General features: G+C 71.2%; 14 protein-coding genes. 2 read left to right on the top strand and 12 right to left on the bottom strand.

Annotated features, from left to right (window positions below; all coding sequences use genetic code 11):
- Positions 1-92: 92 nt before the first annotated feature.
- The 11 genes from fliG to AB1K56_RS04490 form a co-directional block, all read right to left on the bottom strand.
- Entirely contained in the window at positions 93-1,187 is a 1,095-nt protein-coding gene (fliG, locus tag AB1K56_RS04540; protein ID WP_371204760.1) for a flagellar motor switch protein FliG, read from the bottom strand.
- Positions 1,184-2,818 carry a flagellar basal-body MS-ring/collar protein FliF gene (gene fliF, locus AB1K56_RS04535; protein WP_264630299.1) on the bottom strand — a complete coding sequence of 545 codons (1,635 nt, stop codon included), beginning with the start codon at positions 2,816-2,818 and terminating at the stop codon, positions 1,184-1,186. Before fliF ends, fliG begins: the two co-directional genes overlap by 4 nt.
- Before the next feature lies 1 nt (position 2,819).
- Positions 2,820-3,146: a flagellar hook-basal body complex protein FliE gene (gene fliE, locus AB1K56_RS04530; protein WP_371204759.1), complete on the bottom strand. Its 327-nt coding sequence runs from the start codon at positions 3,144-3,146 to the stop codon at positions 2,820-2,822.
- Complete coding sequence (gene flgC, locus AB1K56_RS04525) at positions 3,146-3,538, bottom strand: flagellar basal body rod protein FlgC (protein WP_371204758.1); 393 nt, start codon at positions 3,536-3,538, stop codon at positions 3,146-3,148. Before flgC ends, fliE begins: the two co-directional genes overlap by 1 nt.
- A complete protein-coding gene (locus tag AB1K56_RS04520; RefSeq protein ID WP_264630296.1) occupies positions 3,535-3,882 on the bottom strand; it encodes a flagellar biosynthesis protein FlgB in 348 nt (115 codons plus the stop codon). Before AB1K56_RS04520 ends, flgC begins: the two co-directional genes overlap by 4 nt.
- 103 nt (positions 3,883-3,985) lie before the next feature.
- The gene (locus AB1K56_RS04515) at positions 3,986-4,264 is read right to left on the bottom strand and encodes a hypothetical protein (protein ID WP_371204757.1); all 279 of its coding nucleotides are present in this window, start codon (positions 4,262-4,264) and stop codon (positions 3,986-3,988) included.
- Positions 4,265-4,271: 7 nt separating this feature from the next.
- A complete protein-coding gene (gene fliS, locus AB1K56_RS04510; RefSeq protein ID WP_371204756.1) occupies positions 4,272-4,655 on the bottom strand; it encodes a flagellar export chaperone FliS in 384 nt (127 codons plus the stop codon).
- Between the two features lie 33 nt (positions 4,656-4,688).
- Entirely contained in the window at positions 4,689-6,050 is a 1,362-nt protein-coding gene (gene fliD / locus AB1K56_RS04505) for a flagellar filament capping protein FliD (RefSeq protein ID WP_371204755.1), read from the bottom strand.
- Between the two features lie 100 nt (positions 6,051-6,150).
- Positions 6,151-6,975 carry a flagellin gene (locus AB1K56_RS04500; protein WP_371204754.1) on the bottom strand — a complete coding sequence of 275 codons (825 nt, stop codon included), beginning with the start codon at positions 6,973-6,975 and terminating at the stop codon, positions 6,151-6,153.
- 200 nt (positions 6,976-7,175) lie between these two features.
- Positions 7,176-8,003, bottom strand: coding sequence for a sigma-70 family RNA polymerase sigma factor (locus tag AB1K56_RS04495; RefSeq protein ID WP_371204753.1), 828 nt, complete (start codon positions 8,001-8,003; stop codon positions 7,176-7,178).
- Positions 8,004-8,106: 103 nt separating this feature from the next.
- On the bottom strand, positions 8,107-8,832 hold the full coding sequence (locus tag AB1K56_RS04490; protein ID WP_371204752.1) for a hypothetical protein: 726 nt from the start codon (positions 8,830-8,832) through the stop codon (positions 8,107-8,109).
- A gap of 105 nt (positions 8,833-8,937) precedes the next feature.
- Here AB1K56_RS04490 and AB1K56_RS04485 point away from each other — a divergent pair, with 105 nt between their 5' ends.
- Positions 8,938-10,473, top strand: a complete 1,536-nt coding sequence (locus tag AB1K56_RS04485) for an MFS transporter (RefSeq protein WP_371204751.1) — start codon at positions 8,938-8,940, stop codon at positions 10,471-10,473.
- Here the strand turns inward: AB1K56_RS04485 and AB1K56_RS04480 are convergent.
- Complete coding sequence (locus tag AB1K56_RS04480; RefSeq protein ID WP_371204750.1) at positions 10,406-11,176, bottom strand: SDR family oxidoreductase; 771 nt, start codon at positions 11,174-11,176, stop codon at positions 10,406-10,408. The genes AB1K56_RS04485 and AB1K56_RS04480 overlap by 68 nt on opposite strands.
- 147 nt (positions 11,177-11,323) lie before the next feature.
- Between AB1K56_RS04480 and AB1K56_RS04475 the strand changes: the two genes are divergently transcribed.
- Positions 11,324-12,646 (top strand): bifunctional o-acetylhomoserine/o-acetylserine sulfhydrylase, encoded by a 1,323-nt coding sequence (locus tag AB1K56_RS04475; protein ID WP_371204749.1) that lies wholly within the window; start codon positions 11,324-11,326, stop codon positions 12,644-12,646.
- Positions 12,647-12,720 lie beyond the last annotated feature (74 nt).

The following is a 12,720-nucleotide window of genomic DNA, read 5'->3' as shown; positions in this document are numbered from 1 at the left end:
AAGTGGTCGAGCAATCCCTGCTCGCGACCGACTATCGCGACGCGACGGGCCGCGCGTAACCCGCGCCCGGGTCGAGCGGGTCGACCGTCGTCTCACTCGATGAGTTCGTCGTCGTCGTCGCGAGAGATGGTGATCTCCTCGGCGGCCTCGAGCTCGCGGATGATGCGCACCACCTCGGCGCGCGCCTCGTCCACCTGGCGCATGCGCACCGGGCCGAGGGCCGTGGCCTCTTCGGCGAGGTTCTCGCGATTGCGCTCGGTCATGTTGCGGCGGATGACCTCGCCGATCTGCTCATCGGCGCCCTTCAGCGCGAGGGCGAGCACCCGCAGGTCGATGCCGCGCAGCACGCGCTGCGCGTCGCGGTCCTCGAGGCGGGCGATGTCGGCGAAGGTCAGCATCCGACTGCGCACCTCCTCGGCGAGGTCGTGGTCGCGGTCCTCGAGGCTGGCCAGGAGGGCCTTCTCCAGAACCGTGTCCGAGCGGTTGATGATGTCGACGAGGGGCTGCACTCCCCCGGTGGCTTCGTGCGCCTCGCGCATGCCGAACACGCCGGTGCGGGCGCGCAGGGCCTCCGCGACCACCGCGATCGCCTCCTGCGAGGCCGTGCCCAGGGTGGCGATGGCCTGCGCGACGTCGGTGCGCAGGGGATCCTGGAGCGCCGCGAGCACGGCGGCGGCACGGTCGGCGCGCAGATTCGCCAGCACCACGGCGACCGTGGTGGGCATCTCGCCGTCGAGGATCGTGGCGAGCTGGGTCGGGTCGGCGCTGTTGAGGAACTCGAACGACACCGCGCCCTGCGACATCACCCGCCCGACCATGCCCACGGCCTTCTCGCGCCCGAAGGCGGTCTCGAGCAGGCCCGTGGCGAACTCCTGTCCTCCCCGGCCGACGGCCGACGCCCCCGAGGCGATCCGGCGGAAGTCGGCGAGGGCCGTCGCGATGGCGCTCGTGTCGATCCCGTTCAGTTGCGCCAGCTCTCCCGCGAGCAGTTCGGCCCGTGCTTCGCCGAGGTGCCGCAGCACCTCGGCGCTGACCTCCCGGTCGAGGTTGAGCATGACGATCGCCGCCTTGCGCAGGCCCGACATCGCCGGGACGGGCGCCGCGGTGGGCATGACCTCCGTGACGGCGGTCGGGGTCGCGGGCGTGCCGGCGTCGTCCGCGAGGGGACGCGTGGGGAGCAGGCTCATGCCATCGCCTCGTCCATCAGACGGGCCAGCGCCTTCGCGGCGTTCTGCGGGTCGCTCTTGGCCAGCTGCTCGACGTCGCGTCGACGCTGCTCGACGAGCACCTGCGTGACCTCGGGCTCCTCGTCGACGTCGAGGAGGGTGGGCAGCACCGCGGTCGGCGGCGTCGCGGGAAGAGCGATCGGCTCGGCCAGACCCTTCAGGCTCTTGAGCTTCTGCTCCTCGCTCTCGGTGATCGTCGAGAAGTACTCGATGGGCCCTTCTTCGGTGTACAGCAGGCGCCGCTTCATCTTGCGGCGCACCAGCAGCGCGACCACCAGGATGATCGCCGCGAGCACGATCGAACCGCCGATGATCGCCGCGCGCAGCAGTTCGGCCTGGGTCTGCGCGGCCTTCTCCGCCTCCGCCGCGTCGAGAGCCGCCTGGGCCGCGGCCGCGCCGCTCTGGCTGAACTCGACCATCTCGACGGTGACGGTGTCGCCGCGCTGGGCGTTGATCCCGGCGGCGGTGGAAACCAGAGCCTGCACCTGCTCCGCGGTCACGCCGTTCACCGCGGCCCGATCGAGGGCGACGCTGATCGTCTGACGGGTGACCTCTCCGGCCGGGGTCGTCGTCTTCTCGGTCGTCTTGTTGACGGCGTTGTTGCGCGTGGATTCCTCGGCCTGGTAGTTGCCGCCGCCGGCGGCATCCGGAACCGCGATGTTGTCGGGCCCGAGCACTCCCGTCCCGCGCCCCTGCCCGCCCGTGTAGGTCTCGGTCTTCGTCTGCTCCGTGGACATCAGGCCGCCCTCCGGGGCGGTGTAGGTCTCGTCCATGCGCTCCGAGGTGGAGTTCGCGACGTCCGCGGCGACGCTGACGGTGGCGTTGCCGGGGCCGACGATCGTCTCGAGCATCTTGGTCACCGACGAGGCCACCTTCGCCTCGTACTCGGTGGCCTGGGTGTTGGCCGAGCCGGTCAGCCCGGTGCCCACCGCGGCGAGCACCTTGCCCGACTGGTCGGTGACGGCGACGTCCTCGGGCGTCATGCCCGGGATCGAGGCGCTGGTGAGGTGCACGATCGCGGCGACCTGGTCCTCGGTGAGGGATCCCCCGCCCTGCGTCTTGACGAAGACCGAGGCTGTCGGATGCCGCTCCTCGGCGACGAACACGCTCTCCTCGGGGATGGCGAGCTGCACGGATGCCGCGGTGACCCCCGACATCGCACCGATCGTGCGGGCCAGTTCGCCCTCGATCGCGCGCTTGTAGGTGACCGACTGCTGGAACTCGCTCGCGGTGACCCCCATCTTGTCCAGCAGCGTGTACCCGCCGCTGGTGTCGCTGGGCAGGCCCGCGGCCGCCGCGGTGAGCCGCTGCGGATACACCTGCGCGTCGGGGACGAGGATCGTCGCCCCGCCCTCGGTCAGCTCGTAGGGCACGTTCGCCGACTTCAGCTGCTCGACCACGGCCGACGCGTCGGTCGCGCTCAGTCCGGTGAACAGGGGGCTCATCTGGGGCTTGGTCAGCCAACTGCCCAGGGCGATGACGCCCATCACGAGCAGCGCGGCGCCGATGACGGCGATGGTGCGCTGCGCGAGGGTGAAGCCGCCGACGAGCTGCTTGGCACGACCGAGGGTCGACGTGACGAATGAGGGCATGTCAGGCCTGCATCCTCATGATGTCGTTGAAGGCGGCGACGCCCCGGTCGCGCACGGCCACCATCAGGTCGAGGGTGACCCCGGCGCGCGACGAGGCGAGCGTGGCCTTGTGGATGTCGTCGAGGTCGCCGGTGACGGCGCGGACGGCGAGCTCGTTCGACGTCGACTGCAGGGTCTGCAGGTTCTCGACCGCGGCGGTGAGAGAGGTCGCGAAGGACTGCGCTCCCCCGGGCGACGCCGCAGCCGAGGGGGCCGGGGCCGATTCGAAGCTCAGCGGGGTCAGCGCGCTCACCCCCATCGCGGCGATGGGATCGATCGGCGTGCTCATCAGGACCGTCCGATCTGCAGGGCGGACTCGTAGGTGGTCTTCGCGCGATCGACGACCGCGGCGTTGGCCTGGTAGCCGCGCTGCGCGAGGATCAGCATGCTCATCTGGTCGCCGAGGTCGACGTTCGGGTACTGCACGTACCCGTCCTCGTTGGCGTAGGGGTGGTCGGGCTCGTAGACGAGTTTCCCCTCGGCGGTCGACTCCTCGACCCCGGTGACGTACACCCCCGGGCTGCGGGTGCCTTCGGCGACCGCGACGTACTTCTCGCGGAACATGTCCTGTCCGGGCGGGGTCGCGGTGTTGACGTTGGCGATGTTGTCGCTCAGCGCGTCCATCCACTTGCGATGGGCGGTGAGTCCCGTGCCGGCGATGCCGATCGTGTCGAAGGTCACGCGGAGGCCTGGCCGATCGCCTTGGTGATGGATGCCGCTTGGCCGCTCAACGCCTGGGCCGCGAACTGGTAGCGCAGCACGGTGTCGATGTTCGACAGCGTCTCGGTGTCGAGGTTGACGTTGTTGCCGTTGGTCCGCGTGGGTTCGAGAGAGCGCTCGACGGTGGCCGTGACGCCCCCGTCGCCCGCCGCGACGGCGCTGCGCAGGCGGTCCTCGAACAGCACGCGCTTGGCCTGGTAGTCGGGGGTGTTGACGTTGGCGATGTTCTCCGCGATCGAACGCTGTCGCAGCGCGAGACCGTCCAGCGCGCTGGACAGGGCGGTTGAGGTGACGGAATCGAGCACGCGGCACTCCGGTCGAAGGAACGAGCCGATCCGTGGCTGGTGGTCGAGCGATCCGTGCTCAGCCGCGACTATCGCGACGCGCGGCCACCGGCGTAACCCGGGTTCAGCTTTCGACGTCGAGGTAGATCGGCGCGGCGATCTGCGTGGAGGGGATGCGCCGGATCGCGGCCAACTCGCGGGCGACGTTCTCGCGGGCGGCCAGGAGGCCGCTGATACCGGCGCGCTGGCGCTCCAGCACCAGCCGGGCGCGCTCGACGACCTCCGGCGGCGGCGGGCCGGGGGGATGCTCGAAGGGCTCGTCCGCGGCATCCTCGCCGTCGGCGTCGAGAGAACGTTCGAAGGCGTCCAGCAGCCGGTTCCACGCGGCGAGGTTCGTCGTCACAGGAGCGTCAGACGGTCGAGATGCGATCAGCGGCCTCGTGCCAGGCGTCCCGCAGGGGGGAGATGAGGTCGCGGCACTCGCGCGTGGCCTCGACGTCGCGTCCGACGTTGGCGACGATGAGGCGACCCGTGAGGTAGGTGTACAGCGCACGGAGCCCGTCCGAGCCGTCCCACCCGTCTTCGAGGGAGCCGCTGAGCTCGGCGATGATGGCCTGCGCGTGCGTGAGATAGGTGCTCGCCGACGCCGCATCGCCCCCGATCTGCGCCGCCTCCGCCCGCTCGACGTCGACGAGCAGACGATCGTAGAGCATGGTCACCAGTCGTTCCGGGGTCGCGGAGGTGACCTGCTGCTCCAGGTATTCCTGCCGGGCGCGTTCGAGGGCGATGGGCATGGCTCGTTCTCCTTGTCGAGGGCGGGGCGGTGGCTACTTCGACGACGGCGTCAGGGCCGACAGCTGCGAGGTGAGCCAATCCGACCGGGACTGCAGGCCCGACAGGCGCACCTCCATCGCGGCGTACGTGCGTTCGAGGGTCGCGCGCCGCATGTCGAGACGGAGGTCCATGCGCTCGACCTGTTTCTCGAGGCTCTTCACCTCGGTCTGCTGCCCCGTGATGCGCTGGGTGATGAGCCCGTCGTACTTGTCGGAGTACTCCGACGTCGTCGCCTGCACGCGCGCGGAGACCGCCGAGAAGACGGCCTGCGCCGCCGTCGGGTCGTCGGCCATCGCGGCGGCGAAGCGGTCGGCGTCGAACGACAGCACGCCGGCCTTGTCGACGCTGATGCCGATCGTCGACGGCGAGGTCCCGTCGACGGGGCTCTGCACCGCGGCCGCGAGCGCCGCGCGCAGCGAGCGCACCGTGCTGTCGCCGGTGAAGACGCCGAGCGTGGTGGTCTTGCCGGGGGCCGCCACGGTCGCCTTCGAGCCGTTGTCGATGCGCGTCAGTAGCGTCGAGACCTCTTTGACGAAGGCCGCCGCGGCATCCGACTGCGCCTTCGCGTCGGGGGTGACGGTGACCGTGACGGGGTCGGCCGAGATCGCACCGACCGTGATGTCGATGCCCTCCCCGATGTCGGTGAACGTGTTCGAGGCGCTCGTGACGACCTGCTCGGCGGTGGTGCCGGCGAACAGGCGGATGACCGCGTCCCGTCCCTGCGCGAGCACCGCCGCGCCCGGTTCGGTGGAGACGTCGACCGCGGTGGATGCCGCGACCTCGGCCGCGGTGCCCCGGTGCAGGCGGAAGGTCCCCTCCGCGCCGGTCCGGGTCGAGGTGATCTGGATGCGCGAGAGCGCCGCCCCCTGCGCGTCGCGACCTCCGGGGACGACCGTGGCGGTCACCCCGGTCTTGGCCGCGTTGATGGCCGCGGCGAGCTCGGCGGCCGAACCGCCTCCCGTGACCTCGGTGATGCTGCCGTCGGCGGCGACCAGCGAGAAGGTGCCGCCGAACGCCGTCGCGTCTCCGGCGGCAGTGACGACCGCGTGCGCCCGCGCGAGAGCGTCGACGACGACGTCGGTCGAGAACGCCCGCGCCGTCTCCCCCGCGACGACGGTGACCGCCTCCGAGGAGCTCGAGGCGCTGTACCGGGCCAACGAGGTGGCGGATGCCGCGGCCTTCGCCTTGTCGGCCAGGCCCTGCAGCGCGGTGTTGAGCGACTGGAGGTTCGAGATGACGCTGTTGCGATCGGTGATCCGGTTGGTCACGAGGGTCTTGGGGATCGCCGCGACGTTGACGAGGGCGTCGATGACGTCTTTGGTCTTCACGCCCGAGGCGAGGCCGTCGATCTGCATCCTGTGTCTGCCTTTCGTCGAAGTCGGTGGGGGGTCATGCGAAGGCGCCCGGACGGGAGGGGTCCCCCGCCCGGGCGCCCGGGGACATCAGCGCCGCGACTCAGCGCAGGAGCTGCAGGACGCCCTGGCCCGACTGGTTGGCCTGAGCGAGCATGGCGGTGCCGGCCTGCTGCAGGATGTTCGAGGCGGTGTACTTGACCATCTCGGACGCCATGTCGGTGTCGACGATGCGGCTCTTGGCGGCGGAGAGGTTCTCGGCCGAGACCTGCAGCGAGTTGATGGTCGACTCGAAGCGGTTCTGCACGGCACCGTAGCCCGAGCGGGCGGTGGAGACGTTCACGATCTCGGTGTCGATGGCGGCGATCGAGGTGAGCGCGTTCGCCGCGGTGTCGACGTCGAGCGCCTTGATCGTCGCGCCGAGGCCCGAGAAGTCGGTCAGCGCGACGGCGATCTGGTCCTCGGCGGCCGTGGAGCCGGCGCCGACCTGGAACGTCAGGGTGTCGCCGCCCGAGAGCAGCTTGATGCCGTTGAAGTTCGTGCTGGCCGCGACACGGGTGAGCTCGTCGCCCAGGGTGTCGATCTCGGTCTTGATCGAGGTGCGCGAGTCGGCGTTGTTCGAGTCGTTGCCCGCCTGCACCGCGAGGTCGCGCACGCGCTGCAGGATCGAGTGAACCTCGGTCAGGGCGCCTTCCGCGGTCTGGATGACCGAGATGCCGTCCTGCGCGTTGCGCGCGGCGACGTTCAGGCCGTTGACCTGCGAGCGCAGGCCCTCGGAGATGGCGAGGCCGGCGGCGTCGTCCGCGGCCCGGTTGATGCGCAGACCGCTCGAGAGCTTCTCGAGCGACTTCGAGACGTCGGCCTGGTTGGCCGACAGGTTGCGGTACGCGTTGAGGGCACCGACGTTGGTTGCGATCTGAAGACCCATGTTGTTCCTCCGTGGATGGGGTTATCGTGCGGGGGCCGTCCGTGGCCCTCCATCCCCCACCTTCGCGACGACGTGGTCGGGGCGTAACCGACGGCGATCTTTTTCTCCGCGGCGATGCCGTCGTCACTGCGGCCACCCGTTCCCGTCGGGCACAGCGAAGCGCGCCGCCGCCCGCGCGAGCCGGCAGGGACTCGACCGCCTCAGGCGGGGACGGCGACGGGCGTCGCGGGGGTCGACGGGCCGAAGACCCCGTCGAAGAAGGCGGCCTTGGCCTTGGTCGAGCGGTCCGGTGCGGTCCCGTTCTCCCACGCATCGAGCGCCTCCCGCAGGAGCGAGAGGCCGATCCGGCGGAGCTTCGAGACGTAGGCGTGGCTGACCCCGAGATCGTGGGCGATGTCCTTGACCATGCGCTCCTCGAGGTACACGCCGCGGATCACCTGGCGCATCTGATCGGGCAGCGCCGCGACGATGCGCTCGAGCATCCTCTCGGTCTCGGCCTGTTCGACCGCGTGCTCGGGAAGGATCACGCTGTCGGTCAGATCGGCCGCCTGCCGCCCGTCGTCGCCCTCGAAGCGCGCCTCGAAGCTCGTGCCGGTGCGCACCATCTCGTCGAGCAGCTGCATGCGGGTGACGACCTCGGCATCCAGACCCGATTCGGTGGCGATCTCCGCGATGGTGGCCGCTCGTCCGGTGCGCCCGCGGACGAGCTCGCCCGCCACTCTCACCCGCTCGATCTTCTCGCGACTGCGCTCCCCGGCGGGGTCGGCCGTGCGCATCTCGGTGAGGATGGCCCAGGTGATCTTCGTGCGCGCGTAGGCGCCGAACGGGATGCCGCGCCCTGGGTCGTACTCGAGGGAGGCCACGGCCAAGCCCAGGTACGCCGCCGACAGCAGGTCGTCGAGGTCGACGTGCTGCGCGGTGCGCGCCTTCTCCACCGCGAGGTACTTCGCCAGCGGGAGGTTCTCGCGCGCGAGGCGCTCGGCAGAGAGGGGCACGTCGGAAACGGCGGGGAGGACGGTGCTCGACATCACGACTCCTGCTGTTTTTGCTTGTTTATGAGCAGAAACTAACACACATCGTCACGCGGGCCGCAACACCGGACGCCCGGGCGCCGACCCTCGCGGTCGGCCGTCAGGTCCGGCCGACCACGCGCAGCTCGACGGTCGCCGTGGTCGCCCCGACGATCGGCACCGCCGTCGTCGCGGGATTCCAGACGACGATCGGCACGGATGCCGCCGCGGTCGAGACCTGGTCCTCGTCGAGCCCGAAGCGCGCCCGCAGACCGTGCCGCTTCAGCACCACCGCGAGGTGCTCCCATTCGAGCCAGCGCCAGGCGCGGGTCGCGCTCAGCAGAACCCCGGCCTGCAGCCACGGTCGCGCGGGATCAGCGAAACCGCGGATACCCCCGTCGGAACGCGCGCCCGGAACGGCGAGGTGCCGCATCGCGTGCCGCAGGTCGTCGTCCAGGCGCACGAGTTCCGCCCGCGTGCGCAGGCGGGCGACGGCGGCGAGCGTGAGGACGACGGGAGGGTGGCCGAGAGTGCGCACCCGCGCCCACGTCACTCCCGGATGGGCGGCCAGACCGTGCGCCGACAGCCAGCGGGCGAAGAACCGATCCGCCGCCGCAGCCCCCTCGGCCTGCGGGCGGGCGCCGCCTTCCGCGGCGAGACGGTCGGCGACGAGCCGGGCACGCAGGAAGGGCGAGGCTGACGACGCGTCGACGATATGCTGCATCGCGTCGGGTGCGGTCAGTCCGTTCAGCCGGGCGAAGCGGTCGAGCATCGCGGCGGTGCTCATCCCCGCCCGCAGGCCCGCTTCTCCGCGGTACAGGGTGGACCGCTTCGTCTCGATCGTCACGGCTACTCCCTGTTTTTACACGTTTACGAGTGAAAGTAGCACGCCGACCGCCCCCGTTCGCGCACGGGCCCGCGCTGCTCCGACCGCCGGTGCTACTCTCGCGCCATGTCGCGCGTCTCGGGCGCGGTCGCGAGGGTGCGCACGTCCGCCCTCGGCGTGACCGCCGGGCTCATCGGGTGGTTCGTGCTGGTCGAACTCGCCAGCGGCATCCTGCAGGGGTTCTACGTGCCCCTGCTCCCCGACATCGTCGTGCACCTCGGCATCCGCGACGCCGACGTCAACTGGTTCGAGGCCGCTCAGCTGCTGCTGTCGGCGCTGGTCCTGCCCGTGCTCGCGAAGCTCGGCGACATGTTCGGCCACAAGCGGATCCTGCTCTTCTCCGCCCTGGCGACCGCTGCGGCGAGCTGGTGGCTGGTGTTCGCCGACTCGTTCGGCACCTTCCTCGCCGCCTGGGCGCTGCAGGGCTTCTACGTCGTGTGGCTGCCGCTGGAGATCGCGCTCATCTTCGACCGCGGCCGTCGCGCGCAGCACGGTGTCTCGCGCACGCGCCGCGCGGCGGGACTGCTCGTGGTCGGACTGCAGGCCGGCGCCATCGTCGGCGCCCTGGCCGCCGGGCGTCTGTTCGCCGCCACAGGAGGCGACCTGCGTCTGTCGCTCGCGGTCCCCGCGATCGTCGTCACCCTGGTCTGCCTGGTCATCTGGCTCGGCGTCCCCGAGTCCGAGCGATCGAGCGGCGCGCGGCGTCTGGACGTGGGCGGATTCGCGATCCTCGCCGGAGCCCTCCTGTGCGTGACGGGCGCCCTGTCATTCGTGCGGCTGCCCGACGGCCCGGGGCCCGTCGTCATCGCCGGGCTGCTGCTCGCGGGTCTGGCGCTGGGCGCGGTGTTCGTGCGGTACGAGCTGCGCAGACCCGATCCCGCGATCGACATCCGCGTCCTGCGACGCCCCGAGATGTGGCCGGTGCAGGCCACGGCGTTCCTGGTCGGCATCAGCCTGCTGGGGGCGCAGGGCCCGCTCGCCACCTACGCCGGCACCGACCCCGCGCTCGGATACGGACTGGGCCTGGATGCCACCGACCGCTCGAACGTGATCGGGGTGTACCTCGTGTCGCTCATCGTGGGCGCGGTCCTGTTCGCCGTCACCTCGAGGCGGGCGAGTCCGCGCGTCATGCTCATCGCCGCGGCGGCCCTGGTCGGCATCGGATACGCCCTGTTCCTCCCCCTGCACACGACGCTCTGGCAGGTCCTGCTGTGCCTCGGCATCGCCGGGCTCGGATCGGGAGCGCTGGTCGCGGCCATGCCCGCGGCCGCGGCCGCCGCGGCCCCGCGGGGGCAGACCGGCGTGGCATCCGCCCTCACCAACACGACGAAGACGGTGGGCGGCACGATGTCGTCGGCCATCTTCGGGGTCGTGCTCGCCGGCGGCGCCGGAGCGGCGATCGGTACCGCCGCCCCGTTCGCGGGGTACGTCACGGTCTGGGTGATCTGCAGCGCGGGCGGGTTCCTCGCCGCCGCTCTGCTCCTGTTCGTGCCGAAGGTCGCTTTCGCCGACGCGGACGTCGACGCCCCCGGCCTCAGCGCGTCGTCAGCGGCCCCCGCGCCAGCAGATGCTGGGCCGACTGCGCGACGGGACGCATCGTGACCAGATCGAGGTTCACGTGCCCGGGCGCATCGAGCGCATACGCGATGACGTCGGCGACATCGTCGGCGACGAGCGGCGCCTCGACCCCCTCGTAGAGCTTGTCGGCGGCATCCTGATCTCCGCCCAACCGGTTGAGCGTGAACTCCTCGGTGCGCACCATGCCCGGCGCGACCTCGATGACGCGCAGCGGTTCTCCGTTGAGCTCCTGCCGCAGCGCGTGCACGAGCATGGCCTCACCGGCCTTCGCGGCGTTGTAGCCGCCACCGCCGGGGTAGGCGGTCTGCGCGGCGGTCGAGGTGACGAAGAGCAGGTCGGCGTGCCCCGCGGCGTCGGCCGCGCGGCGCAGCGCCGGAAGGAGGGATGCCACGAGCCGCTGCCCCGACAGCACGTTCGCCTCGAACATCCAGCGCCAGTCCTCCGGGTCGCCGTCTTCGACGCGGTCGCTGCCCCGCGCCCCTCCCGCGACGTGCACGAGGGCGTCGACGCCGCCGGTGCTCTCGAGCCACGCGGCGAGCGCGGTCACGGCGTCGGCGTCGGTGAGGTCGGCGGCGTGCGCCACGACGCCCGTCTCGGCCTCGAGGGCCGCGAGACGCTCGGCGCGACGCGCGACGCCCACGACGTCCCACCCCCGCGCGCGGAGCAGGCGTGCGGTCGCCTCTCCGATCCCCGAACTGGCCCCGGTCACCACTGCGCGTCGCGTCATGGCGTCCACGCTATCGGTCCCCTCCGACACCGGAGCGGCCGGGCTGTTACGGCCCGTGTCCGCACCGGTTGTCCGCGTCGCGGGCCGTCCCTACGCTCGCAGCAGGCCCGGGCGACCGCCCGGCCCCCCAGAACCTGAGGAGCAGCCATGTCGGCACCCGAGAACTGGCGTTTCGAGACCAAGCAGATCCACACGGGCGCGCAGCCCGACCCGGTCACCAAGGCGCGCGCCACGCCGATCTACCAGACGACCTCCTACGTCTTCGACAACGCCGACCACGCCGCGAACCTGTTCGCGCTGGCCGAGTTCGGCAACATCTACACCCGCATCCAGAACCCCACGCAGGACGTCGTCGAGCAGCGCGTCGCGGGCCTCGAGGGCGGCACCGGCGCCCTCCTCGTCGCCAGCGGCCAGGCGGCCGAGACGTTCGCGGTGCTCAACATCGCCCAGGCCGGCGACCACATCGTGTCGTCGAGCTCGATCTACGGCGGCACCTACAACCTCTTCAAGTACACCCTCGCCAAGCTCGGCATCGAGACGACGTTCGTCGAGAACCAGGACGACCCCGAGGAGTGGCGCGCCGCGGTGCGCCCGAACACGAAGCTGTTCTTCGCCGAGACCATCGGCAACCCCAAGATCAACGTGCTCGACATCCGCTCCGTCGCCGATGTCGCGCACGAGGCGGGTGTCCCGCTGATCGTCGACAACACGATCGCGACGCCGTACCTCATCCGTCCCTTCGAGCACGGCGCCGACATCATCGTGCACTCGGCCACGAAGTTCCTCGGCGGTCACGGCACCACCATCGGCGGCGTCATCGTCGACGGCGGCACCTTCGCGTGGTCGGAGCACTCCGAGCGCTTCCCCGGCCTGACCACGCCCGACCCCTCTTACCACGGCGCCGTCTACACCCAGGCGGTCGGCGACGGCCTGGCCTACATCATCAAGGCGCGCGTGCAGCTGCTGCGCGACCTCGGCGCCTCCATCTCGCCGCAGAGCGCGTGGCAGCTCATCCAGGGCATCGAGACCCTGTCGCTGCGCGTCGAGCGTCACGTGCAGAACGCGCAGGAGATCGCGGAGTGGCTCGAGGCGCACCCCGACGTCGCGAGCGTCAACTACTCGGGCCTTCCGACCTCGCCCTGGTACGCCGCGGCCAACAACTACGCCCCGAAGGGCGTGGGAGCGGTGCTGTCGTTCGAGCTCAAGGGCGGCGTCGAAGCGGGGCGCGAGTTCGTCAACGCGCTCGACCTGTTCAGCCACCTGGCCAACATCGGCGACGTGCGCTCGCTCGTCATCCACCCGGCATCCACCACGCACTCGCAGCTCACGCCGGAGCAGCAGCTGACCGCGGGCGTGACCCCCGGTCTCGTGCGCCTGTCGGTCGGTCTCGAGAACATCGACGACCTCAAGGCCGATCTCGACCAGGCCCTCGCCGCCGCGCGCCGCCTGTCGGAGGCCGCGCGCGCCTGACCCACGCGCGCACGGACGCCCCGCCCCGGTCCCTCCGGCGCGGGGCGTCCGTGCGAGTCGCCAGAATTCGTCGC

Source organism: Microbacterium sp. BWR-S6Y, assembly GCF_041379845.1.
Classification (GTDB): Bacteria; Actinomycetota; Actinomycetes; order Actinomycetales; family Microbacteriaceae; genus Microbacterium; species Microbacterium hydrothermale.
The sequence above is the reverse complement of the archived record's forward strand: the minus strand, read 5'-3'. Positions and strand labels throughout refer to the sequence as shown.

Excerpts from the sequence above, each read along its gene's own strand:
- AB1K56_RS04480 (WP_371204750.1), bottom strand. The coding sequence starts at position 11,176 with ATGACGCGACGCGCAGTGGTGACCGGGGCCAGTTCGGGGATCGGAGAG.
- AB1K56_RS04495 (WP_371204753.1), bottom strand. The coding sequence starts at position 8,003 with ATGTCGAGCACCGTCCTCCCCGCCGTTTCCGACGTGCCCCTCTCTGCC.
- fliS (WP_371204756.1), bottom strand. The coding sequence starts at position 4,655 with ATGCCCATCGCCCTCGAACGCGCCCGGCAGGAATACCTGGAGCAGCAG.
- fliG (WP_371204760.1), bottom strand. The coding sequence starts at position 1,187 with ATGAGCCTGCTCCCCACGCGTCCCCTCGCGGACGACGCCGGCACGCCC.
- AB1K56_RS04485 (WP_371204751.1), top strand. The coding sequence starts at position 8,938 with ATGTCGCGCGTCTCGGGCGCGGTCGCGAGGGTGCGCACGTCCGCCCTC.
- fliF (WP_264630299.1), bottom strand. The coding sequence starts at position 2,818 with ATGCCCTCATTCGTCACGTCGACCCTCGGTCGTGCCAAGCAGCTCGTC.
- fliE (WP_371204759.1), bottom strand. The coding sequence starts at position 3,146 with ATGAGCACGCCGATCGATCCCATCGCCGCGATGGGGGTGAGCGCGCTG.
- AB1K56_RS04475 (WP_371204749.1), top strand. The coding sequence starts at position 11,324 with ATGTCGGCACCCGAGAACTGGCGTTTCGAGACCAAGCAGATCCACACG.
- fliD (WP_371204755.1), bottom strand. The coding sequence starts at position 6,050 with ATGCAGATCGACGGCCTCGCCTCGGGCGTGAAGACCAAAGACGTCATC.
- AB1K56_RS04500 (WP_371204754.1), bottom strand. The coding sequence starts at position 6,975 with ATGGGTCTTCAGATCGCAACCAACGTCGGTGCCCTCAACGCGTACCGC.